This window comes from Paenibacillus sp. MAH-35 (genome assembly GCF_058135425.1).
Genome location: NZ_JBYUPU010000066.1, coordinates 1 through 20,565, shown reverse-complemented (window position 1 = coordinate 20,565; position 20,565 = coordinate 1). Strand labels below are relative to the sequence as shown.

The following is a 20,565-nucleotide window of genomic DNA, read 5'->3' as shown; positions in this document are numbered from 1 at the left end:
CCTTTCGTCCGAAGCGCGCGAATGCGCGAACGGGACGAAAGGGGTTAGCTCTTCCGTGGTACCACCCAAGTTTGCGATGCGCCTCACAGCGCAAAGCCTTAGCAAGTACGAGCTCCTCGAGGTCGGCTGATACTTGCGGCACGGTAACGTGTGCCATTCCGATTCCCCCTACTAGCGCAGCATCTGACAAGATACCGTTTTTCAGGGAAACAGCTCCGAGGTGAGCTCGTCGACAAAGGATTATGGCTTAGGTTTCAGCTGATCCTTAAGCTCTCTGGTACATAAGGGCCTTTGTCACTTCGTCCTCATCATAGCCGATCACGACAATTAATTGAAGTCAATGTTAGACATATTATATCACTACCGTCCGAATAGTCAATACCCTTCGATCCGAATCGCGTCCCGGAATGATCTGGAAGCCGTCAGCTCCACTCATTCTTCTTCAGATCGGCGAGCTCGGCCAGATGTTTCGCATAATCGAAAGCTTTGCCGGCGCGCGTGCCCGGGGCCGCTTGAGACTGTATTTGATCGAGCCCTGCGCTAAGCTTCTCGAGCAAAGCCGTGACCTTGTCGCGCGCCTGTGCCTTCTCCTGCTCCGGGATTTTATCCGCATCGACGATCCGGTGGGGGAACAGTGGGATGTTCCAGCCCGTGACCTCGGCGGCGGCGTTCTCCACTAGCTCCAGCAAAGCTTTGACCGGCTCCCTCTGCTCTAGAGGGTAGTAGGTGTAGTAATCGCTCAATATGCCGCTTAAGTCATCGCCCCAGAGCGCTCTGCAGAATACGTAGCCGTTAAACGCCTGCGCCCATTTCCAGTCGTAATCCGGATATCCCGGGCAAGGCACGACGAGGTTGGTCAAGCCGTCAGCCCGCAGCTCGCGAAAATAGGCCATATCGGCGACTATTCGGCTGGGGATGCTTGGGAACAGGGCGGAGAACATATAATGATCACTGTAATATTCGAAAATCGTCAGCTTCCTGCCGTTCCTGTGCGCTTCCGCCGCCCAATCGCGCTCGATCCGGTCCGCTTTCCGGTCGGACAACGACGGCGACTCCTCCAGACCGTACCGGTAATCTCTGCCCCAGAAGGCGAGCAGCGTGTCGATCTCCCGGGAGCCGGACATGCTTCCCCGGTCGAGCATCTTCCAGGACAACCCCGCATTATAGGAAATGTGCTCCACTTCAACGCAGGGCAGCTTGTCGTATAATTTCCGCTTCAACTGCTCCGTATGCCGGATGTACAGCTCCAGAAACGTTTCGCTTTGGGAGGAGACGTCCTCGGGCCATAACGACACCCGGGTCAGACGGGGGACATCGGCACAATAGTCCGCGATCATCCCGATCACCGATTGCTGCCAGGACGGGTCCCCATAATCCAGCTGACGTTTGGCCGTGTAAGGATGATCCGCAGACTGTCTGCGCAAAGCCTCTTCCTTATCGAGGAAAAATTTCATGCTGTGTCCGCCGAGTGTGATGTCCATGCCCCGCTTGACGATTTCCGGCGCGACCGTATCGCGGATGTTGTCCCATAACATAAACGTAAAGAAAATTTCGCCTACCCGGTTTTTGGCCATCCAGTCGATCATATCGCTGATGAAGGCGGGGTCGTAGATGTTCTCGAATACGAACCCTCTGCGCCCGAACCACGGCTCGTACAAGCGGGCCTCCCCTTCCGAACCCGGCAGCGCCGGCAGCTCATCGGACAGCGCCGGTTCCTCCCCCGGATAGATCCAATGCACGCCCGCGTACACTTTGAAAAAGTCGTAGACGGCATACAGAGCCGCAGCCGGCGTCAACCCCGCAAGCAGCACTTCGCGCCCCTTTACCTCCATCCAGTAGCTGCCCTGCTTCAGCTCCCGCTGATCGGCCAGTTCCGCCTGAAGCCGTGCGCTGCACCCGTGCTCCAGAGCTTCGTCTATCGTCGCGATCGTTACGGCCGCATCGGGCGCAACGGCGCGCAGCCTTTCCTCATACTCCGCCGCAAGGCGCGCCCATTCTTCCGCGGCAAACCGGATCGCCGGCTCCGCCGACCAGCTCGTAATCTTGTTGTTCATGCCTACGCTCCTCCATTTTCCGCTATATACACCTGAAACTTGGATGTCTCTCATCCGGCCAAAGCCTGCTCTTAATAAGAAAAACCGGCTACTTCCGCACCGGCAGCTTGATTAACTGTGCCCCTTGCGTATAATAAACGCTTCCGTCCGGGCCGAGCGTCATCAGGTTCACCGGTTTGTCCGTCAACATACGCGAGTCGAGCGTCCGGGGGTCGAAGACGACCAGACGGCGACCGATGGTCGTGTATAGCATTCCGTCGCCGCCCCATCTCATGAAGAACGGTCGCCACGTGCTCCCTCTATCGCCTTCCGTTATGACACGGCTTTTGACGACTGTCCGGGTCAGCGGGTCCATCGCGAACAAAGCGCACGCGCTGTCCGCCCCCTCCGCTCTCCCCCACATGATCCCCCACAGCAGTCCGTCGGGCCCGAACCTCAGTTCTCCGATCATTTGCGGCGAAATAAATCCGGAAACCTCGGGCTTCAGCTCCGCCGTCCGAGCCGCCTTGGCGACGTCCCATACGAAGAGGCGCGCTTCCGTTTCGGAAGGCTGGATGCCAAGCCCGCCCCAGATCGAGGTACCTCCGTAGACGAGACCGTCCCGATAAGCGAGCCCGATGACGCTCTGGTTGCTCACCACATGACGGTGCACGTTCCAGGTTCCGGCTGCCGGATCGTATACGGTCAATGCTCCCCCCAGCTGGCCGTAACCCGAGATCGTTCCGATAAACAGCTTGCCTCCGCCTTCGGCAAACGTGAAAGGACGGCTCTGCTCGTCTTCGATCTCATACGCGACGAACGGATTATCGCCCATCCGGAACGGCTTCATCGGATCGTATTCGCAGATGACGGCTCCGCCGTACAAGCCGAAGTAAGCTTTCCCGTTCAAAAAGCCGATCCCCTCGATCTGATGCGGCTCTTTCTCCTGAACGGCAAATTGCCCTGCGGACGTGTCGTATACGCTCATCGCGCCCTGGTAGCCGCCCATATACAAGTTCCCGTCGGGACCGGTTTCCAGCGACTGCACGTCGATCCCTCCCGGCCGTACGTCCGTCTGCAGCACTTCTACCGTACGCTCGATCGGATCGTACAAAATCCGCTCGATTTCGTTCGTCAGCACAATCAGCACATGACGTCCCGCCTTCGGCCCTTCCGTTATCCGCATCCAATTCGCGGCTCTCCACGAATGGCTCGGCAGCGCCAGATCCGGCTCCGCCGGCGCAGTTTCGTCGCTGGACAGATCATAGGTCCACAGCGCAGACGTTTTTTTGTTGCGGTAATAGATCAAGGTTCCGTTGTACGGCGAAGGCGGAGAGAGCATTCCGTCGAAAGCCGGAGCGGACAACCAGTCGATCTGCCGGATCACCCGGTACGTAAGCTCGTCCAGAACAAGCAGCGACGTCCCGTATGCGACGAAAAGCTTGCCGCCGTACCCCCATATGTTCGAGATCGACGTGGCCGACCCGGTGATCGGCAGCGGAATCTCGGTCTTCTCTCCATTCTCGCGGTCGTACCGGAACAAATGAGCCGTCGTACCGGTCCCCGCATAAAAATAACGGCCGGATACCCCGCCGCCCCGCACATAATCCTGTCCGGGCTGTACGACGCCCAGATCGGTGAACGAAGCCGAGGCGATGTCGTAGACGAACGCTTTGCCCGCTCCCGGCGCATACGTGGAGCCATAGATGCGGCCGTCCGGCGAAGCGTCCAAGTCCCAGATCCATTTGTTCGACGGATTCGCTCCGAGATTTTCAAGAACCTTCTCGTCAGGTTTGTAGCGAAGCAAATAACCGGTATTCGTTCCGCCTATGTATACATAGTTGTCCGATCCGACGACCACCGCCCAGATCACGTCGTGTCCCGGCAGCGGCTCCTTGAAGTTCACTCGGCCGGTCAAAGCGTCCACGGCATAAAAGGTCGACGGCGAGCCGTTCGTGCCCAAATACAGCTCTCCGCCCGCAATCGCCCCTCCTTGCGTTCTAGCCACAAGCGTCGCATCTCCCAGCGATACGGGTCCGGCATATTCATAAGGCGATACCAGGACGAGCACCTCCCGTTCATTGATCAACACCGCTTCCCTGCAAGACGGCCCCGAGACTCCCACAACGGCCTCTTGGTCCAGGAAAACGGCTTCCATTCGACTAAGGCAAAAAAAGACTGCCGGAGGGCAGCCTTCTTCATGATTAAGCGTTGATTTTTTGCTTAGCTGTGTCAGCCAGGCTCGTGAATGCTTTCAGATCGTTAACCGCCAGATCGGCGAGCATTTTGCGGTTTACGTCGATGCCAGCCAATTTCAGGCCATGCATCAGCTTGCTGTAGGACAAGCCGTTCAACCGTGCTGCTGCGTTGATCCGTACGATCCAGAGCTTACGGAAATTACGCTTCGTTTGACGACGATCGCGGTAAGCATAAGTCAACGATTTCAGAACTTGCTCGTTTGCGGTTTTAAACAGTCTATGTTTGGAGCCGTAGTAACCTCTGGCTAACTTTAGAATTTTTTTGCGACGACGTGCGCGGACGATTCCGCCTTTTACCCTTGCCATGTGTGGGATACCTCCTGAGCGTTATTGCGCCGTTATGGGCGGCTGCTATTGATATTCGTAATCGACGATTATTTCAAGTTGGCGATTTGCTGCTTCAAGCGAGCTACATCACCGGCCGCCATGATCGGCGATTTGCCCAGTCGTTGCTTCTGGCTTTTGGCTTTACCGTACATCAAATGGTTCTGGTAAGCTTTTTGTCTTCTTACTTTACCGGTTCCGGTAACTTTGATGCGGTCTTTCAAGCTGCTGTGCGTTTTCATCTTAGGCATATGGAAAGTCCTCCTCGTTAGATTAGCTTTGCGGTTTCGGCGACAAAATCATAATCATGCTGCGGCCTTCAAGCTTCGGCCGGCGTTCCACGATCGAGTCGTTCTCGACTTCGGCCGCCATTCGCTCCAGCACCTTTTGCCCGATGTCGGCGTGCGTGATCTCGCGTCCGCGGAAACGGACGGACAGTTTCACTTTATCGCCGTCTTGCAAAAACTTCGCGACGTTACGAAGCTTCGTTTGAAAATCGTGCTCGTCGATCGTTGCGGTCAGGCGGATTTCCTTGATCTCAACGATTTTTTGGTTTTTGCGGGCTTCTTTTTCTTTCTTCTGCATTTCATAACGGTATTTGCCGTAATCCATGACCCGGCATACCGGCGGCTTAGCCGTCGGAGCCACGTTTACGAGGTCCAGACTCGCATCGATCGCAATCTGCATCGCCTCGCGAAACGATTTGATACCGAGCTGTTCACCGTCGGGACCGATGAGCCGCACTTCTTTGGCGCGAATTTCCTCATTGATCATATGATCTTTACTAATAGCGTTCCACCTCCTAAGTAGTCCCCCAAAAACATAAAGCTTGCAAATGATTCCGGGTACTAGCGGGGGTGCCCCGGAACCATTCCGGAACGTACGGGACGCTCCGGACCGACAATCGGATACAAAATAAAAAAGATGCGGACAGAAATCGCCCACATCTTACGATGACAAATTGAACTTTGAACAAGGTTCGTTCCGTTCGTTGTAGACCCGCCGACTCCGGTCGGCCAAGGTGAGAAGCGGGCGCCTCTGCTTGGTTACGATTATGAACACTTGAATACTATACTACGTTTAGCCTTTCTTGTCAACCGCAGGCGGCGGCGTTACACTTGCTTGCTTTGAACATCCTCGAGCCGGATGACGCGGGTATGCTGCGTATGGCTCCATTGCTTATTGTTCTGAGTGAAAAAGGCGTACAGCGTAATCGGCCACCACGATGCCAGGAAGATCGGATACGTAATGAGCGATGCGTACATTTTCCACGATTTGACCTTCTCGAATGCCATAGCCAGCGGGAATCCGAGGTAGACGGCCGCCGTTACGACAGTGAGCAGCCATGTCGGCACATAGTCGTAAAGCGACGAGAAATGCGGCGTACCCGGAAGCGCGATATCGACCCACAGGATGGCGCTGAATACGAAGCCGAGCAGGACGTTGTACACGTTGAACGTGTAAATCGCCGTATCGATCTTCGCCCAGCTGCGTTCACGAATCCCTTGCCACAGCAGAGGGAAAAAGTAACGGCGCGCGACTTCGAAATGTCCTTGCATCCAGCGAAGTCTTTGACGGGCGGATGCTTTAAACGTGAGCGGCTTTTCGTCATAAACCTTGGCGTCGTAGCAGAACGTCGGGTTGATGCCCCGCTTGACGCAGCGGACGGTAAATTCCAAATCCTCGACCAGACTCGTAGCGCCCCAGCCCATTTCCTTGAGCAGGGTGGAATCGAAACACATGCCTGTGCCTCCGAGGAAGTTGGCCAGCTTAAGGTTCGTGCGCGGCAGCTGCCAGAGGCGGTTGCAGAACCAGTATGTGACCGCATAAGCGGCCGTAATCCAGGAATCGTTCGGATTTTTCGTATCGAGATAAGCTTGAATGACTTTGGAACCCGAGCAGAGCTCGTTATTCATGTGCTGGAGGAAGTCGTCGTTCACCAGGTTATCGGCGTCGAGAATGACTACCCCGTCGTACGATTTCGGCATTTTCCACAGTTCTTTGAGCATCCATTCGATGGCGTATCCTTTGCCGCGCAAGCTAGGATTGTTGCGGACGCAGGCGTAGACGCCCATACTTCTTGCAATGTCGGCCGTCCGGTCGGTACAGTTGTCGCAGATGACGAAAACGTCGTACAGCTCCTTCGGATAATCCAGGTGCTTCAAGTTTTCGATCAGCGCTCCGACTACTTGTTCCTCGTTGTGGGCGGCTACAAGAACCGCAAACTTTTTCTGGGCGTTAAAGTGCGCCGTGCGTTTTTTCCGGTAAAACCCGAAGAGCGAGAAAAACAGTGAATACGCTCCGAGACAAGCCAGAAGCACCTGCACGACCAAGATAATAATGTCCGGCATGATGTGACCCCCTTACACCCGAAATTTTCTCTCTACATATGGTTCGGTGTATGTTTTTATTTTGTTGACGTAGCCGATTATGATTTTCCTCTCTTTGCAACCATTTGTCAAAATCCCTTTTTCGCTCGTTTTAGTCAGATTGCAGGGAAAAAGGAATTTCCGGCCGACGGAAACTGCAGGCTCGCGCATTCCAGCAGATTCCTTCTTATTTTCATCCATTTGCGCCGGTTTTACTTGCAACTGAAGCCCGAGAAGGAAACCTTTTTTTACCTTACATGCCGCCCGCACCCCTATTATACTTGGCCGCCTGTCCCGAAAACAACCTTGGCCGGGTCCTAATTTTATGCATGCGCTTTCGCCAAATTCGACTTTTTTCTCCGCAGGCGTCAAGTAAGCGCTGCCCTTATCCGCATCTTCGTCGCAAACCCTTATGTGACGCTGTATCTGCGGCTCCAGGCTCCAGGCCCCCTTCCCGTGCGAACCATTCATCCCCCTGGTAAAATCCGGTGACCCGCCTCGACTAAAGACCCAGCGCCCTTTTATTTCACGCAGGGTGAATTCGCCTTTTTTGGCGGATTGTATACATTTTTTTCACAGTAAACTTGTCTGGCATCGCCTCCCCATATACAATTTATAGGTAGCGGCTAGATCCATCGGCATAACTATATAGAATTAACCCGTTTCACCGCTGTTTTAACACTCCAGTAACAATTGTAGCTTACAATACGTTTGAATATACGCAATCTCCATGAATTTATGAAGGAGGGATCGGCGCTATGAATCGAATCGTCAATTGGCTGAAGCAGCGGGAGCGCCAGCTCTTCTTTCTCGTAAATCATAAAGCGCGAAACGGCATCCTTGACGTTATTCTCGGTACGATTACGCATCTCGGCGGGGCGACCTTCACCATCGCGTCCACGCTGCTGCTCGCCCTGTTCGGCAGCGGCGTATGGAGGCAAGCGGCCTTAGGCAGCCTGATCGCGCTCGCGGTCAGTCATATTCCGGTCGCGATCGTGAAGCGGACCTATCCCCGCAGACGGCCTTATCTGGTTATGCCGGAGACGAGAACCGGCAAAAATCCGCTGACCGACCATTCGTTTCCTTCAGGCCATTCGACCGCCATCTTCGCGGTCGTCGTGCCGATCGTCGCGACCTTCCCCCCGCTCGGGTATGTGCTGCTGCCGATCGCGGCCGTGGTCAGTTTATCGCGGATTTATCTCGGGCTCCATTATCCGTCGGATTGCATAGCGGGAGCCTTGATCGGCTCGGGTATAGGACTTCTTGCGGTTGCAATCGCCGGTTAAAATCGATTATTGTTAGAATCAGGTATACACCTTTTTGAAGGTAAAGGTCAGGTGACGATCTTGCAAAAGAAACGGATCTTGCTGCTTTCCGAAGGTTTCGGTGCCGGCCATACCCAGGCCGCACATGCGCTTTCCGTCGGACTTCGCCAGCTCTCTCCGGACCTGCAGACGCGGGTGATGGAACTTGGATCGTTTTTGCATCCGACGCTGGCTCCGTTGATTTTTTCCGCTTACCGGAAAACGATCACCTCGCAACCTAAGCTTTACGGCCTCGTGTACCGTTCGCAGTACAAGAAGTCGCTGAACCGGCTGACCCGCTTGGCGCTGCACCGGATCTTCTACGGGCAGACCGCCGAGATCATCAAGCAGCTGAGGCCTGACACGATCGTGTGTACCCATCCGTTTCCAAGCGCCGTCGTTTCGCGGCTGAAGCGCGCCGGACTGTCGATTCCGCTGTGCACCGTCATTACCGATTACGATGCGCACGGCACCTGGATCAATCCGGAGGTCAACAAATATCTGGTATCCACCGAGGAAGTGAAGGGCAAGCTTCTGCTTCGCGGCGTACCCGATTCGCATATCGAAGTAACCGGCATTCCCGTCCATCCGAACTTCTGGGAGCACCACAACAAGGATGAGCTGCGGAAACGATTCGGACTGAAGGCGATGCCTACCGTGCTTGTTATGGGCGGCGGCTGGGGACTGGTCCGGCACGAGGAGCTGCTGCGACACATGGCGCGTTGGCGGGAGCGGGTTCAACTGATCATCTGCTTGGGCAACAACGAGAAGACGCTGTCCAGACTGGCGGAAGATCCCGATTACCGGCATCCGAACATCCGGCTTATGGGCTTTACGCGAGAGATCGACAAGCTGATGGACGTCTCCGATCTTCTCATTACGAAGCCCGGCGGCATGACCTGTACGGAAGGACTGGCCAAAGGGCTGCCGATGCTGTTCTACAGCCCGATTCCGGGTCAGGAGGAAGAAAACTGCCTTTATTTCACAGAGCGCGGATTCGGCGAACAGATCAAATCGCTGCAGACGGTCGACTACTGGTTCGACAAGATTGCCGGCGGGATGCCGGACAACCGGCTGCTGCACCGCGGACCTTCACGGAAACCGGAGAAGTATAATCCGAGAACATGCCATCAGGCGATAATGCAAATGCTGTAACGTCACGAACCAATGGGGTCGGTACGAAGCAACGGGGTTAAAGAGCCGCCGGAGCGCAGCCGCCAAAAAAAATACATCACGCTGCAACGGGCGCTCTGCACCAGGCCTCGATCTTCTCTGCGGGAGGAGATCGGGGCCTTTTTGCTTTGCATCGGAAACTCCGGCGCCGCACGCGCGATACGGCTCGCAATTTTTCTCATAAAATTTACCGTCAGGACACTTAACGGGGTGTATAATTAATGCTTGCAGACGGATAGCCGACCGTCCCGCCAGAATAGAACGATCAACGAAACGAACGGGGGAACTATCCTATGGATCTGAACTGGACTCAAATCATCCTCGCCGTGACGGCCGCGGTGATGACCGGCTTTTCCAAAACCGGCATTCCCGGTGTCGGCATTTTCAGCGTCGCTCTGATGGCGATCGTGTTTCCCGCCAAATTGTCGGTCGGGATGATCCTGCCGATGCTCATAACCGCAGACATCGTCGCCGTCTCCTACTATCGCCGGACCGTCGTGTGGAAACATCTGATCGTCCTCATTCCCTGGGTGCTCGGAGGCATTCTGCTCGGCTATTTCGTCATGGACCGGATCGGCGACAGCCAGCTGTCCGTGATGCTCGGCACGCTCATTTTGTCGCTGCTGCTGCTTCATCTGCTGAAGGACCGGCTCGAGCAGAAGATGCGTTACCCGATCACTCAGACAATCTACTTTCAGGCGGCTATGGGCATTCTGGCCGGATTTGCGACGATGGTGGGCAACGTGGCGGGTGCGATTATGACGGTGTATCTGCTGTCGAAGGGGCTGTCCAAGCAAGCTTTTATCGGCACGGGGGCGTGGTTTTTCCTGGCCGTTAATCTCATTAAAGTTCCGTTCAACGCTTCTTTGGGACTGATCACGGCCGACACCTTTGTCTTCAGCGCCTGGATGGCGGTGCCGGTTCTAATCGGAACCTGGATCGGGATCAAGGTCGTTCCGAAAATTCCGCAAGCCCATTTCCAGACGATCATTCTCGTCATGACCGCGCTGGGCGCCATACGGCTGCTGTTCCCTTAAAGAGGGTTCAAAAAGTCCGCTTTTGATCACGAAGCCGATCAGGAAGCCTACTCGGCATCGAATATGGAATTCAGCCGGAACTTCCGGTGCTCACAAAAGCTCCACTACGCTCCGCACCTCATTTCCTAGCTTCATCCCATCTTCTCGGTGCTGAAAACCGGACTTTTTGAACGCGCACTTACAAACAAAAAAACGTTCCGGGGCTTATACAGAAGCCTCGGGACGTTTCAATAGCCGCTCATGCTCCGCCAGCGCGTCGCTGCCAATGACAGCTTCCAGACGGTAAATCGGCATATTTTGCTCGGAAAATTTCGTCTCGTATTCGGTCATCACGTTGTTAGGCGCAGGACCGTCCTTGTGCAGATCCAGCGAGATGTTGCGCAGCCGGATGTTCATATCGGCGAACGAGTTCAGCGAGAACTCGAACAGCGAGCGCGAGTCGGTCTTGAAGTGAATCTCGCCCCGGCCGTCGAGCAGTCGGATGTATTTGGTTATAAAGCCCGGGTGCGTCAGTCTGCGGCGGGCATGTTTCTTTTTCGGCCAAGGATCGCTGAAATTCAAGTAGATGCGGCGAAGTTCGGCTTCGGCAAACATCTCCTCGATCCGCTCGATATTAAACAGCGCGAGAGCCAAATTGTCCGGCGCGCTTCCGTCTTCCCGCTCCGCTGCCACTCTAGCCTTGTCGCTAGCCCGGCGAATCAGCTCGTCGTACATGTCCACTCCGATAAAATTACAATCCGGATGCTGCACGCTCATTCCGCTAATGAACTTTCCTTTGCCCATCCCCAGCTCCACATAGATCGGCTTGTCGTTGCCGAACCATTCGGACCAGCGGCCCTTCCACTGCTGCGGTTCGAGGACGACCAGGTCGTTCTGCCGTTCGATCTCCTCGCGTATCCCTTTTCTGCCTCTCAGTCGCATTGGTTTTCCCCCAACTGTTAATTGCCTGTACGATTTATCATCATACCGGATAACCCTTCAAAAGGGAAGTACGGCCAAAAAAGAGCGCCGTCCTCCTCTGCACCGTACGAAAGGTACATAGGAATTCGGCGCTCCGTGACTGGGCTTATATCCGGCTAACGTTCAAAGATCCAAAGTGTGATACGGGATACGGTCGCTGTGCGGCAGCATCTTGCGATCAAGCACTTTCTTCACTTTTTTCTTCGCGCTGAGAGCCACCTTGCTCTCCGGACGGAATCGGATTCCGCCGCTTAGCGCCATCGCTTCCTTAATCGTCAGTTCTACCGTGATAGTCTCGTCGCCGTTCGGAATTTCAAACGCAGTATTCATGGACTTCACCTCATCAAGAGTATTTGTACAAGTATGCCCTGAATCGACGAATAGGTATTCGAAGCTGCGAAAAGTGCGGGGATTAAAGGGTTTTCCTCGTGATTAATATAACATATCATGTAAGGTTTTGCAAGCGGGAACGCCGGTATTTCAAGCCTTTTTCTTCATTTTCATTTTGTTTTCAAAGCAGCCGGACAGCTGGTCTTCAGGCCGCTTTTCAGGCTGGTTTTCAGCCCGCTTTCCCTCCATTCTGAAACCTTTTCCCGGTTTATTCGTAGTTAGGAGTATGCGATCGCATAGTGGACGATCGGATTTCCGAATACATAGGATGGGAGAGATCGGAATTGAAGAAACCTTTAACCTTGGCGTCAACTGCCTTGCTTGCGTTGTCCTTATCCGCAACACCGGTGCTCGCGGCGAATACGACATCCCCGGAATCGTCCGTTACGCGCGGACAGTTTTTTAAGCAGGTAACCGATTATTTGGAGATGACCCCCGGGAGCGGCAGCGTCAAGCTCCCTTCGGATATAACGGAGGATTCCCCGTATGCCTCCTCGGTACGGGCATTGATCGAACGGCAGATCATCGACGGTTACCCGGACGGCACGTTCCGGCCGGATCAGCCGATCACGAAGCAGGAAGCCAGCTATGTGCTTGCCCGCTTCCTCGGACTCGAAGACAACGCCGCGCTGGACCAGTTGAAGTCCAAATTCGGCGTTTCGCTCGGAGACCAGTCCGTTCTGCTCTCTTCCGCCACACAGGAAGCGATCCGGCTCTCGCTGGAGAACGATCCCAAAGTAGTCAAATGGCTGGAGCAATCGTATGCGGAGCAGGCTAAGCTGAAATCGTACAAGATGGTAATGGATCAGAAGGTAAAGGTGCTTCTGAAAGAGGCGTTGCCGATTCCAGGTGATTTGCAAACTTCGATGAAGTCGGAAGCTGCGTTCGACTCGGCCAAAGGCATGCACATGACGATGAAGATGGAGATGCCGATTCCGGGCACACCGGCGATGGATATGGAGCAGTACCTCGTACCCGAAGGTACCTTTATGAAAATTCCGGACCCTGATGGCACAGGCTCGGCCAAATGGGTGAACATGTCGAAGCAAATGCCGTTTACGTTCGAGCAGCTGATGGAGCTGCAGAAAAACAGTGCTTCGATGAATCAGGCTATGATGAACAAAATGTTCTTCTACCGCGACCTGGGAACGGAGACGGTCGGCGGCAAAACGATGCGCAAAATCGGCGTCAACGGCAAAATCGGCGATATGAAGCAAATTATGGAGGCCTTGACCAAGGCGATGCCAGACAACAGTATGCTCCAGTCGCTGCCGGAAACTCCGGAATTGCAGAACATGACGATGTCGATGAACGGCACGATGTGGATAAACGAAACGACGATGCTGACGGAGAAAATGGACGTTGCGATGAAAATCAACTACAACAGCGACTCCGCCGACATTCCGCTTCAGGGCATGGATATGAGCATGGCGGCCCAGTATACGTCGTTTAACGAACCGGTCGACATCGTACTTCCGGCCGAAGCCAAAAACGCCGAAGAATTCGCCATTCCGGATTTGACAGAACTGCCGGAGGCGCCGGCACAACCGGAATCCGGTAAGACGGATGAAGGCAAGCCGGAAACGGACAAGGCCGATGCCGGTCAAGCGGCGGAAGCGAAGCGGGAACCGGCTGCACAACCCGCCGACTAAATATAGAGCGTTCGACCGCCCGGGATTCCCGGGCGTTTTTTTGCGTACCCGGAACGGTTGAGAGAGCGGCGGAAGGCTTGCGGCACCGCTCCTGCCCGCGCAGGCCGTTAGGCTTGAAGCGGAACGCGGCGATTTCTGGTACAATGGTGCTTATGGATCTATCCCGCCGGGATGCCTCTTGCGGCCCCCGGACCTGCCGATTCAACCTGAATAAAGGAGTTTGACCAAATGAACGTAACGCCATCCGCCATCCAGCCTCGCTTATGGGGAGACAAGCGGTTTCATACGTGGAATTACGAGATGCGCGAGCAGTTTGGCGCCAAGGTGTTCAAAGTGATGCTCGACGCCGGCTTCACCTGTCCGAACCGGGACGGCAAGATCGCCACCGGGGGCTGCACCTTCTGCAGCGCCAGAGGCTCGGGCGACTTCGCGGGAAGCCGCAGGGACGATCTCGTCACGCAATTCAACAAGATCCGCGACCGGCAGCACCAGAAATGGCCGGAAGCCAGCTATATCGGCTACTTCCAGGCGTATACGAATACGTACGCGCCGGTCGAAGAGCTGCGCGAGTATTATGAAGTCATCTTGCAGCAGCCGGGCGTCGTCGGGCTGTCGATCGCTACGCGGCCGGACTGCTTGCCGGACGATGTCGTCGATTATTTGGCCGAGCTGAACGAACGCACCTACCTGTGGGTGGAGATGGGCCTGCAGACCATACACGAGAAAACGTCCGAGCTGATCAACCGGGCGCATGATACCGACTGTTACCTGGAAGCGGTCGAGAAGCTGCGCCGCCGGAACATTCGCGTCTGCGCCCACATCATATACGGGCTGCCGGGCGAGACGCACGAGATGATGCTCGATACGGCCAGGGCGGTCGCCGATATGGACGTGCAGGGCATCAAGGTGCATCTGCTCCATCTGATGCGCAAAACACCGATGGTCCGGCAGTATGAGGCGGGTCTGGTCCGCTTTCTGGAGAAGGACGAGTATGTGAAGCTCGTCGTCGATACGCTGGAGCTGCTGCCGCCGGACATGATCGTGCACCGGCTGACCGGAGACGCGCCCCGCGACTTGCTCATCGGTCCGATGTGGAGCTTGAAGAAGTGGGAAGTGCTGAACGCCATCGATGCGGAGTTAACCGCACGCGGCACCTGGCAAGGGAAGCTGTGGACCGGGACACCGTCCGGGGAAGCGGCATCCGGATCATAGAGGAACTTACCTGAAGCGCGCAGCCTCTGCGCGCTTTTGCATTTTCGGGATTCAACGCCGGAAGCAATGCTGCGCCGCTCGCTCCCCGCAGATCCACCATGCTGGCAATAGGATCAGCATCTTCCGTTTCTCAGTCGACGATTTGCAGAAGCCGGCTGTCGTTCGAATTGCTCATCCCCTTCCGGTATTCGGACGGCGTGGAGCCGACGAACTGGCGGAATACTTTGCCGAAGTAGCTGACATTGTCAAAGCCCGTTTGCTCCGAGATCCGCTCGATCGGCAGCGTGCTGTTGCGCAGCATTTTCGCCGCCTCCTCGACCCGAATTTTGCGCAGATAATGCATCGGCGTCACCCCTGTATACGACTTGAACACTTTGCAGAAATGATGCTTCGACATGCCCGCCGCCGCTGCTGCGTCGTCCAGACTGACGTCGGTGCCGATATGCCCCTCGATAAAAGCTTTGGCGTTCTGCAGCGATTCGGGCAGCGGCCGGACGCTGCCGTCCCCTCCCTCGGCGATCCTCTCGAAGGAGAGCGCCCATTCGGTCAGACGCAGCGACGTATGGTATTTGTCGCGCAGCCCTTGACCCGCCGCATCGCGGTACATACTCCACATCAGCCGGATCGGCTCCGAATCGGGACGGAACATGGCGACATGGCCAAAGGAGCGAATGAAATGCTCCCAATACTCCTCCATCGTCCTGCCGATCGCCCGAATCCAGATGAATTCCCAAGGCTTAGTTGCCGTCGGGGGATAAAAATACCGGTGCTCGCTCGGGATCGTGACGAAGAAACCGTGGTGCTTCGGAACGCTGTATGTTTGCCCGCCCACTGCAATCGCTCCTTCCCCGGACAATGTGTACTGGAACAGATGTCCCCTGCCAGGACGCCGCATGCCGTCATTGCCGTAGCCGGTATCCAGAGCCTGGCCGCACCCGAGCGATTCCATCACGATCAGCCTTTCGGGGATCTCGTTATATTGAAATCCGTATGAGGTACGCAACATTTTTTTACTACTCCTATCTCAATTAATTACTGTTGATTCCTTGTCTGAAGCGGAGTACGTTTACTTTATAAGAAAAACAATACCACAATATTATAGGATTCGGAAAGGAAGTAGATGTTCTTATGACACCGTATTCGCAATCGGATCGTTCTCCGCTCGTCCCTGCCACCCGTCCCGTTCAGGCCGTTATTGTAGGGGCCGGCAACCGCAGCATGCTGTACGCCTCCTATGCGCTGACACACCCGGATGAGCTGCAGATTACAGCCGTCGTCGACCCGGACCCCGTCCGCCGCAGACGGGCCGCCGACCGTTTCGGCTTGCAGGACGACCGTTTATACGCTTCTGTCGAAGAGCTCGTCGCGGGACCGAAGCTGGCGGACGCCGCGATTAACGGAACGATGGACTCGTTCCATGTGGCGACGACGCTCCCTTTGCTGCACGCGGGCTACGACGTACTGCTCGAGAAGCCGATCGGGGTCAGCGAGGCGGAGGTGCTGGAGCTGTATGAAGCGTCCCGGGCTACCGGACGGACGGTATTTATATGCCACGTGCTGCGTTATGCTCCCTTTTATGCCGAAATCCGCAGACGGATCGAGAACGGCGACATCGGGGAAGTCGTCGCCATCCAAACCGAAGAAAACGTCAGCTACCATCATATGGCCACCGCTTTTGTCAGAGGCAAATGGAGCAATCTGAAGGCGGGCGGCTCCTCGATGCTGATGCAGAAATGCTGTCACGATCTCGATATCGTTTCCTGGATGAAAGGCAGTGTCCGCCCTGTTCGAGTAAGCAGCTTCGGAAGTCTGTATCAGTTCCGTTCGGACAAAGCACCCAGAGGAGCCGGGACGCGCTGCCTCGCGGATTGCCCGATCGAGTCCAAGTGCGCCTATTCCGCCGGCTCCATGTACATCGAAAAAAAATTGTGGAGTCCCTATGTATGGGCCGGTTTGCCGCAAGGCAACAGTGCGGCGGACGAGCAAAAAATCGAATCACTGCGTACCGACAATCCTTACGGCCGCTGCGTCTGGCGTAGCGATAACGACGTGGTCGATCACCAGTCGGTGATTATCGAATTCGAAGACGGCAGCACGGCGTCGCACAGCTTGACCGGCGGTACGTCGAAGCCTTGCCGGACCATTCATATTACCGGCACCAAAGGCGAGATCGTCGGCACGATGGAGGAAGGCAGCTTCAAGATCCGGCATCCGGACCGTGACGGCGCGTCGACTTACCAAGAAGAGCTGGTCGAATTAAAAGTATCCGCCGATATGCACGGGGGCGGGGATATGCGGCTTGTCACCGACTTCATTCGCACGCTGCGCGGCGAAGAGCCGTCTATCTCCTCCACCTCGCTGGACCGTTCGATCTACGGCCATCAGATCGGCTTCTCCGCCGACCGGGCGCGTCTGGAAAACCGGGTCGTCGAGATCCGGGAGCTGTCCCGGGAACTAACCGCAGGCCGGCTAGAAGCGTCGGGATTATAAAGATCAAATGGGGTGTCCCAAAAGCGCCCGCATGACATGGCCACATCCCATTTTCCAAGCGAAAGGACCTCAACTCCCACGGTAAGTGGAGGTTGAGGTCCTTTTTCTCAAGGAAATCGGCGGTTCGAGCGGGGCCCAAACTAATCACAAAACGCTGAAACGAAATGCGTAAGGGCGAACGGACAGAATCAGAGTCTTTTGCGAGGCTGTCGATTCAATGTGGACAACCAAGTGGAAAGGGAAAAGATTACCTTCTGGCGAGTTTTGTCTGGAATCCCCTACCTTACAATCCTTATGAAATCAAGGGATTCCGGACAACCTGTTTGAGCAGAAGAAGGTAACTTTTCACTTGGAACGGCCTGCTAACACTTCTACACAATGAATCGACAGCCTCTTTTGCACCCTTTATTTTCGGCATACGGGGATGATGGAGGCAAATAGAAGCGGTTTTCACCCCTTATTTCAACCAACCGGTGGGGTCCCCTCCCTTTACGCGGATATTAAGAGCTTCAAACCGCTCTTATTCCGTGTCCAAGGAGGTTTTCGGGCAAAATAGAGGGTACAAACCACTCTTATTACCATTGCTTATTACCATTGGCTGCCCTCTCGCCCATGCCATTGCCGTTTGAGCACCTTAACACCTTAGTACAGTTAAACTTTCATTACTTTAAGTTGTCCTGATAAATAACGGCGGCCGCTCGGCGGCCCTTTTCTGCTCTCAGCCCGTCTCCGGTTTCAAACCAAACGACCCTCGGCGGCTCTGTCCCCAAGCCACTATCCCCCTTGTGTTCCGGCATCGAATATGGTATCTTTCGCTGGAAATCCACCTAAGACCGGAGGCTCGTCATGGGATTTTTATCGGTATTAAGCTTTGCCCATAAATGCGTTCTGGAGCGGATTCGCCCAGGCGATGCGGTTGTGGACGCCACCGTAGGCACGGGGGCGGATACCGCTTTTTTATGCGAAGCCGTCGGGGAGAAAGGTGCTTTGTACGCGTTCGATATCCAGCAGCAGGCGCTGGACCGCGCCTCCGAGCGAATCAATAGGCTGCCCGGCGCACCGCATAGGCTGCACTTGCTACTGCAGAGCCACGCCGAGATGACGGAAGCGATTCCTCCGGAGCACCACGGGCAGATCAGCGCCGTCATGTTCAACCTCGGCTATTTGCCGGGCGGAGATCCGCAGATCATTACGCGGCCGGAATCGACCCTTCCCGCGCTGGATGCGGCGGTATCGCTGCTGAAGCCGGGCGGTATCGTCACGGTCGTCCTGTACCCCGGCCATGAAGGCGGTCGCGGCGAAGCCGATCGGGTCGAGCTGTGGGCCGAGGCGCTGCCCGACTCAGACTATCAGGCGATCATATACCGTTTTACGAACAAACGCGGAATTGCGCCCTATGTCATTGCGGTAGAAAAAAGAAAAGTGTACAGTTAATAAGACATCTTTGTTTATCGAGAAAGCGAGGAGACTAAGCATGAAACCATATCCGCTGAAGTTCAAACCGGAAATGAAGGAGCGCGTGTGGGGCGGGCGGGCGCTCGAGCAGTTCGGCCTGGAGCTGCCGGAAGGCCCGATCGGGGAAGGGTGGATGATCGGCGACCATCCGAACGGCACGACGAAAGTAATCAACGGCGAGCTGGCCGGTCTGGGACTGGACGAGATTCGCGAGAAATATGGAAGCAGCGTGTTCGGAGCGAAGGGGTATTCCGCAAACAGCCGTTTCCCGCTGCTGATCAAACTGCTCGACTGCAACGACGATTTGTCGGTGCAAGTGCATCCGGGTAACGACTACGACAAACTCCCTCCGGGCGAGCTCGGTAAAACCGAGATGTGGTATGTGCTCGATGCGAAGCCGGGAGCCAAAATCATATACGGCCTTAAGCCGGGGACTTCCCGGGAATCGTTCGCAGAGGCGATCGCAGACAACCGGATCATGGACAGCCTTCAGGAAGTGGAGGCGTCGGCCGGAGATTCGTTCTACATTCCGGCGGGGACGGTTCACGCTTTGTGCGCGGGCGTATTGGTAGCGGAAATTCAACAAAATTCCGATACGACGTACCGGTTGTACGACTACGACCGTCCGGGACTGGACGGCAAGCCCCGCGAGCTGCATATCGAAGATTCGCTGGCCGTTACCGCCTACGACAACAGCGGCGCGACGCGGATGGCAACGGAAGTGTCCGGGCCTAACGAATGGCTGCGTCTGGCTTCTTCTCCTTACTTCACGGTCGAAAAGGGTGTGACGAAGGGCGGCTGGGCGCTGACCTCGATGCCGGACAGCTTTACGATCCTCGTCGTCTGCGACGGAAGCGGCACGCTCGAATGGTCCGGCGGTTCGATCGGGCTGGAGCGCGGCAATTGCTTCCTGCTGCCCGCCGACTTAGGCGATTATTCGCTAAACGGCGAAGCGACCGTTTTACGCTGCTATTTGCCATAATTGTATAACACCCGCCAGCAGCCCCCGCACGAATGCGGAGGCTGCTTCTATTTCGGGAATAGCTCTCCCGGCGGCAAGCGGTTCAAGGGAAAACATTCCAGCTTTACGAACGAAGAAGCTGCCCCTATAATCGTACTCGTGCCTAAATCCACATTCCGCATAGGAGCGTACATCGATGGAGCAGCCTTCGTTTGAAATTCTCATTTTCCTCATAACCGCCGGATTTGTCGCGTCGTTCATCGATTCCGTCGTTGGCGGGGGAGGACTCATATCCGTGCCCGCCCTGCTTGCGGCCGGCCTGCCTCCCGGCATTGCGCTCGGCACGAACAAGCTGGGCGGGACGATGTCCTCGCTGACCAGCTCGCTTTCCTTTCTGCTCTCCGGCAAAATGGACCTGCGGCTCGTAAAGAAATGGTTCCCCTTATCGCTGCTCGGTTCGGCGGCCGGAGCCTATACCGTCCGGCTGATCCCGCCCGACTTTCTGAAGCCGCTCGTCATCGTGCTGCTGATCGCAGTAACCGTCTATACACTGTTCCAGAAAAAAGGACCAGTCCGGTCCGGCAACCCCAAACTCACGGTCAAGACGATTGCCGCCGGCGGCCTTGTGGCACTGGCGATCGGATACTACGACGGATTTTTCGGTCCCGGGACGGGCTCGTTTCTGCTGTTCGCCTTCGTGCTGCTCGGCTTCGACTTCGTCACCGCGGCCGGCAACGCCAAGGCGCTTAATCTGGCCAGTAACGCGGGCAGTCTCGCCGTATTCGCCGCTATGGGTTATTTGAACCTCTCATGACTAAAATCACGAGATTCTTGGGTAGTCCCTTCTAACGAAGAGAAGTTCACCAAGCTAACCCTGTCGTTCCGACAGTTCGTGTAAGGATTACACAGCAAGAAGTCTTTTGCCTTCGGCAAGAATATTCAGGCTT

19 protein-coding genes are annotated in these 20,565 nt (G+C 55.6%); 9 read left to right on the top strand and 10 right to left on the bottom strand.

Annotated features, from left to right (window positions below; genetic code table 11):
- Positions 1–422: 422 nt before the first annotated feature.
- From AC3Y2E_RS33190 to AC3Y2E_RS33160, 7 genes are all read right to left on the bottom strand, one after another.
- Entirely contained in the window at positions 423–2,054 is a 1,632-nt protein-coding gene (locus AC3Y2E_RS33190; RefSeq protein ID WP_379217509.1) for a hypothetical protein, read from the bottom strand.
- An 88-nt stretch (positions 2,055–2,142) separates the two neighbouring features.
- Positions 2,143–4,122 carry a ligand-binding sensor domain-containing protein gene (locus tag AC3Y2E_RS33185; RefSeq protein ID WP_379217508.1) on the bottom strand — a complete coding sequence of 660 codons (1,980 nt, stop codon included), beginning with the start codon at positions 4,120–4,122 and terminating at the stop codon, positions 2,143–2,145.
- Between the two features lie 115 nt (positions 4,123–4,237).
- Entirely contained in the window at positions 4,238–4,597 is a 360-nt protein-coding gene (gene rplT / locus AC3Y2E_RS33180; protein ID WP_190929079.1) for a 50S ribosomal protein L20, read from the bottom strand.
- Positions 4,598–4,665: 68 nt separating this feature from the next.
- On the bottom strand, positions 4,666–4,866 hold the full coding sequence (rpmI, locus tag AC3Y2E_RS33175; RefSeq protein WP_190929078.1) for a 50S ribosomal protein L35: 201 nt from the start codon (positions 4,864–4,866) through the stop codon (positions 4,666–4,668).
- 22 nt (positions 4,867–4,888) lie between these two features.
- The gene (gene infC, locus AC3Y2E_RS33170; RefSeq protein WP_190929077.1) at positions 4,889–5,389 is read right to left on the bottom strand and encodes a translation initiation factor IF-3; all 501 of its coding nucleotides are present in this window, start codon (positions 5,387–5,389) and stop codon (positions 4,889–4,891) included.
- A gap of 338 nt (positions 5,390–5,727) precedes the next feature.
- Positions 5,728–6,966, bottom strand: coding sequence for a glycosyltransferase family 2 protein (locus AC3Y2E_RS33165; protein WP_332075701.1), 1,239 nt, complete (start codon positions 6,964–6,966; stop codon positions 5,728–5,730).
- Positions 6,967–6,978: 12 nt separating this feature from the next.
- Positions 6,979–7,455: a hypothetical protein gene (locus tag AC3Y2E_RS33160; RefSeq protein ID WP_379217507.1), complete on the bottom strand. Its 477-nt coding sequence runs from the start codon at positions 7,453–7,455 to the stop codon at positions 6,979–6,981.
- Between the two features lie 287 nt (positions 7,456–7,742).
- On the opposite strand from AC3Y2E_RS33160, the gene AC3Y2E_RS33155 reads away from it, so the two are divergent.
- The 3 genes from AC3Y2E_RS33155 (at position 7,743) to AC3Y2E_RS33145 (ending at position 10,498) form a co-directional block, all read left to right on the top strand.
- A complete protein-coding gene (locus tag AC3Y2E_RS33155) occupies positions 7,743–8,270 on the top strand; it encodes a phosphatase PAP2 family protein (RefSeq protein WP_379217506.1) in 528 nt (175 codons plus the stop codon).
- 60 nt (positions 8,271–8,330) lie between these two features.
- The gene (locus AC3Y2E_RS33150) at positions 8,331–9,443 is read left to right on the top strand and encodes an MGDG synthase family glycosyltransferase (RefSeq protein WP_379217512.1); all 1,113 of its coding nucleotides are present in this window, start codon (positions 8,331–8,333) and stop codon (positions 9,441–9,443) included.
- A gap of 311 nt (positions 9,444–9,754) precedes the next feature.
- Complete coding sequence (locus tag AC3Y2E_RS33145) at positions 9,755–10,498, top strand: sulfite exporter TauE/SafE family protein (protein WP_190929073.1); 744 nt, start codon at positions 9,755–9,757, stop codon at positions 10,496–10,498.
- Between the two features lie 204 nt (positions 10,499–10,702).
- On the opposite strand, the gene trmB is transcribed toward AC3Y2E_RS33145, so the two are convergent.
- On the bottom strand, positions 10,703–11,419 hold the full coding sequence (gene trmB / locus AC3Y2E_RS33140) for a tRNA (guanosine(46)-N7)-methyltransferase TrmB (protein ID WP_379217505.1): 717 nt from the start codon (positions 11,417–11,419) through the stop codon (positions 10,703–10,705).
- A 162-nt stretch (positions 11,420–11,581) separates the two neighbouring features.
- Entirely contained in the window at positions 11,582–11,788 is a 207-nt protein-coding gene (locus AC3Y2E_RS33135; protein ID WP_190929071.1) for a hypothetical protein, read from the bottom strand.
- 344 nt (positions 11,789–12,132) lie between these two features.
- Here AC3Y2E_RS33135 and AC3Y2E_RS33130 point away from each other — a divergent pair, with 344 nt between their 5' ends.
- Positions 12,133–13,500 (top strand): DUF6612 family protein, encoded by a 1,368-nt coding sequence (locus AC3Y2E_RS33130; RefSeq protein WP_379217504.1) that lies wholly within the window; start codon positions 12,133–12,135, stop codon positions 13,498–13,500.
- A 228-nt stretch (positions 13,501–13,728) separates the two neighbouring features.
- The gene (gene mnmL / locus AC3Y2E_RS33125) at positions 13,729–14,712 is read left to right on the top strand and encodes a tRNA modification radical SAM protein MnmL/YtqA (protein WP_379217503.1); all 984 of its coding nucleotides are present in this window, start codon (positions 13,729–13,731) and stop codon (positions 14,710–14,712) included.
- A gap of 130 nt (positions 14,713–14,842) precedes the next feature.
- Here mnmL and AC3Y2E_RS33120 read toward each other — a convergent pair whose 3' ends face one another.
- Positions 14,843–15,718: an AraC family transcriptional regulator gene (locus AC3Y2E_RS33120; protein WP_379217502.1), complete on the bottom strand. Its 876-nt coding sequence runs from the start codon at positions 15,716–15,718 to the stop codon at positions 14,843–14,845.
- Between the two features lie 122 nt (positions 15,719–15,840).
- On the opposite strand from AC3Y2E_RS33120, the gene AC3Y2E_RS33115 reads away from it, so the two are divergent.
- The 4 genes from AC3Y2E_RS33115 to AC3Y2E_RS33100 all read left to right on the top strand — a co-directional run bounded on the left by AC3Y2E_RS33115 (position 15,841) and on the right by AC3Y2E_RS33100 (position 20,432).
- Positions 15,841–17,202: a Gfo/Idh/MocA family protein gene (locus tag AC3Y2E_RS33115; protein WP_379217501.1), complete on the top strand. Its 1,362-nt coding sequence runs from the start codon at positions 15,841–15,843 to the stop codon at positions 17,200–17,202.
- Positions 17,203–18,048: 846 nt separating this feature from the next.
- A complete protein-coding gene (gene mnmM, locus AC3Y2E_RS33110; RefSeq protein WP_379217500.1) occupies positions 18,049–18,636 on the top strand; it encodes a tRNA 5-(aminomethyl)-2-thiouridylate-methyltransferase MnmM in 588 nt (195 codons plus the stop codon).
- A gap of 40 nt (positions 18,637–18,676) precedes the next feature.
- The gene (locus AC3Y2E_RS33105; RefSeq protein WP_379217499.1) at positions 18,677–19,639 is read left to right on the top strand and encodes a type I phosphomannose isomerase catalytic subunit; all 963 of its coding nucleotides are present in this window, start codon (positions 18,677–18,679) and stop codon (positions 19,637–19,639) included.
- Positions 19,640–19,814: 175 nt separating this feature from the next.
- Complete coding sequence (locus AC3Y2E_RS33100; RefSeq protein WP_379217498.1) at positions 19,815–20,432, top strand: TSUP family transporter; 618 nt, start codon at positions 19,815–19,817, stop codon at positions 20,430–20,432.
- Positions 20,433–20,565: the final 133 nt, after the last annotated feature.